The organism is Corynebacterium sp. AOP36-E1-14 (assembly GCF_052377495.1).
Lineage (GTDB): Bacteria > Actinomycetota > Actinomycetes > Mycobacteriales > Mycobacteriaceae > Corynebacterium.
In genome coordinates this window covers 1-578 of the sequence record NZ_JBQSWV010000080.1, presented here as the reverse complement: position 1 = coordinate 578, position 578 = coordinate 1, and the positions used below count along the sequence as shown (strand labels likewise).

Sequence of the window (578 nt, the reverse complement as noted above, 5' to 3'; positions counted from 1 at the left end):
CGGCGATCCCTCCTCGATGGTCACGGTGCTGGTGGATCTGACCCCGCTGGTCGACGGGCGCGGGCCGGCCCGGTTGATCGACATGCGACCCGGGCGCAGTGCCGAGGTTCTACGAACCTGGCTCAACGAGCGTGACCCTGGTTTCCGCCAGCGTGTGGAGGTCGTCACGATGGACGGCTTCGCCGACTACGCCACCGCCGTGGACCACGCCTTACCCGCGGCGACGAAGGTGATGGACCCATTTCACGTGGTGCACCTGGCCGCCGAGAAACTCACCGGATGCAGTCAGCGCCTGCAACGAGAGACGACCGGGCGGCGCGGACGCAAAGATGACCCGCTCTACAAGCACCGCCGTCACCTGATGACCAGGACGAACTATCTCACCGACCGGCAGAAACAACGGCTGAATCTGCTGTGGACCACCGACGACGACTACGTCGCTCTGCAGGTCACCTGGGGCATCTACCAGGATCTCATCGCCGCGTACGGTGTTCCGGGCAAGTCACGGGGCAAGAAGTTGATGGCCGGGTTGATCGACACGCTGCGTAAAGGACTCCCGAAGGGGTTGGAGGAGTTGA

At 64.2% G+C, this 578-nt stretch carries 1 protein-coding gene; it reads left to right on the top strand.

Annotated features, from left to right (window positions below):
* On the top strand, positions 1-578 hold a 578-nt coding region (locus ACT3TD_RS14825), incomplete at both ends, for an ISL3 family transposase (protein WP_444615250.1).